Origin of the sequence: Pseudomonas oryzihabitans (assembly GCF_032027545.1) — a bacterium.
Taxonomy (GTDB): domain Bacteria; phylum Pseudomonadota; class Gammaproteobacteria; order Pseudomonadales; family Pseudomonadaceae; genus Chryseomonas; species Chryseomonas oryzihabitans_F.
The window spans coordinates 1-2,216 of record NZ_JAVSJB010000067.1; the positions used below are offsets into that span (position 1 = coordinate 1).

Annotated in this window: 3 protein-coding genes; 1 reads left to right on the plus strand and 2 read right to left on the minus strand. The window is 57.1% G+C overall.

What is annotated here, in order from left to right; all coding sequences use genetic code 11:
- Nucleotides 1-1,188 (minus strand): beta-propeller fold lactonase family protein (locus RND78_RS27640; RefSeq protein WP_312733411.1); only part of this gene is annotated, 1,188 nt, incomplete at its 3' end.
- Nucleotides 1,189-1,193: 5 nt separating this feature from the next.
- Nucleotides 1,194-1,547 carry a DUF305 domain-containing protein gene (locus RND78_RS27645; RefSeq protein WP_058793873.1) on the minus strand — a complete coding sequence of 118 codons (354 nt, stop codon included), beginning with the start codon at nucleotides 1,545-1,547 and terminating at the stop codon, nucleotides 1,194-1,196.
- A 129-nt stretch (nucleotides 1,548-1,676) separates the two neighbouring features.
- Here RND78_RS27645 and RND78_RS27650 point away from each other — a divergent pair, with 129 nt between their 5' ends.
- Nucleotides 1,677-2,189, plus strand: a complete 513-nt coding sequence (locus RND78_RS27650) for a sigma-70 family RNA polymerase sigma factor (RefSeq protein WP_074584893.1) — start codon at nucleotides 1,677-1,679, stop codon at nucleotides 2,187-2,189.
- The last annotated feature ends 27 nt before the right edge of the window (nucleotides 2,190-2,216 follow it).

A 2,216-nucleotide genomic window follows, 5' to 3' on the forward strand; every position in this document is an offset into this window, starting at 1 on the left:
CGTCAAGCCCTGGTCGAAAAGTGTCACCTGAGTGGTATGACGCGGGTGTTCACCCGGCGGAGCCAGGGCGATCTGAATACTCTTGGCAGCGCTCCCTAAAGGCTTGAGATTTGCCAACCCAGCGCCCTGGGTAGCGGCGTTGGGAACGTAGACCAAAGCCTGAAGCGCCTGCCCCACGGGTACAGTGGTTTCAACGCTATTCGTCAGCGTATTGATGACGGCCACACTGTCAGCATTCTCCAGTCCCACGTACAGCCGGGTGCCATCTCCTGACGGCCAGAGACCGTGGGGCAAAGCGCCAACAGGAATGCTGGCGACTTGGCTGAAGTCATCGGTTCGGAAGACCTTGACTCGATTTTCCCCACCTACCGTTACATAGGCGAAGCTTCCGTGGGCATTGCGAACCAAGTTGACGTGATTAGTGATCGCGCCCGTATCAAGCGTCTTAATCAGGCCGAACGGCGGTTTGGCTGCGAACACCTGGGTCTTACCGACATCTTTTAGGGTGAACCAGACCTGTTGGCCATCTGCAGACGCAGCGATGTTGGGGCAGAAGGGACTCGCCTGAGCGACGCGGCCAACAATTCGATGCTCGGCAACCGAAACCACTACGGTTTCCGGTGTGAACGAGGAGCAGACGTAGCCATAGCGGCCATCAGGGGAGAAAATCTGCATGCCAGGGCCTGGCGGTACACCAATACGCGTCTTCTCTTTGAAAGTCACCGGGTCGATCACGGCGATATAGTCCTCGCCCCGTACCGTGACCCAAAGCTCTTTACCGTCAGGGGTGAAAAAGGCTTCATGAGGCGCGCGACCCAGATAGGTTTTACCCTTCACCTGGTTGTTGGCGGTGTCGATGAAGGATACGGAGTTCGAGCCTATCGCTACGGTGGCCAAGGTTTTCCCATCTGGCGAAAATCCCAAGCCATGCACCAGTAGCTCCCCCTTGTACAGAGGGCTCAAGTTCTTGGGTTGGCTGTCGCCTAGGGTGATGACGCCGAGCAATTTTTCCGTGCTGGGATCAATCACCGATACCGTGTTGGAGAACTGCTCCGCCGTATACACACGGTCTTGGGCGCTAATCGTGATGTCCGGTTGTGCGGCAGCACGTGGAACTTGACCGGCTGAAGCGGTGCAGGAGATTACCAACAGCGCAGCGGCGAGCGGGGTGAGCGACAATCGAGGCATAAGGATTACCGAGTTGGAGAGGCGGGCAATTCAGAAAGCGCCTGCTGCATGACGGCGATTTCTTGTTGTTGGGTAACAATGATCTCTTGGGCCAGACGGCGTAGGCGTTCGTTATGGCCATACCGCAATTGGATCCGCGCCATATCGATCGCACCCTGGTGATGTGCCGTCATCTGGGTCACAAAGTCGCGGTCTACGTCGCCACTGCTAGGCATATGCATCGCGGCCATCATCTGATCCATGGCCTGGCGGTTGTCGGCCTGCGCCGCGGCGGCGCTGCTATCAGGTTCGGCCCAGGCAATGGGAAGCGCGAGCACCAGAAGGGGGATTGCCAACAAAGGGTGCTTGACTGAAAACACGTGGCGCTCCAGCAATTGGTGAGTTTCCAGTGCAGACGTCTGTACGGTCTGGGTTATTCCATACCTACGAAAATAAAAATTGTGGGGAATAAAAGGTCAGCTCAAGCGTCTGTCAGCGATACCAGGGGAATGTCCATGCTTGATGACGCCTTGCTTTCTCAGCTGCTACCGTCTCTGCGTCGCTTCGCAAGATCCCTTACTCGTCACGAAGCCAGCGCCGATGACCTGGTCCAGAGCTGTCTAGAACGGGCGCTTACGCATGGGAACACGCGCTGTCCCGACGGTGATCTGCGAGCCTGGCTGTTCACCATCCTGTACCGCCAATTCGTTGATGGCCGACGTCGTGAGCGCCGCTATGGTCGTCTGCTGGAGTGGCTGGGATTCCAAGAGATCCCTGTTGAGCCTTCGGCTGAGACAATCTATCTGGATCAAGAAGCGTTGACGAATCTTGAGCGACTCAATGACGAACAGCGTGCCCTGCTGCTGTTGGTCGCGGTGGAAGGCATGAGCTACCGCGATGTTTCACAGGCGCTTGGCATTCCGCTGGGAACCGTCATGTCTCGTTTGGCGCGGGCACGCGCGGCCTTGAGACAGATCCACGAAAGTCCTTTGGCTACCGCCGCTTTGCGAGTATTGAAATGATGTATCGACCTCCTACTCCTGAGGAGC

Coding starts and splice junctions, on each gene's coding strand:
- RND78_RS27650 (WP_074584893.1), top strand. CDS start 1,677: ATGTCCATGCTTGATGACGCCTTGCTTTCTCAGCTGCTACCGTCTCTG.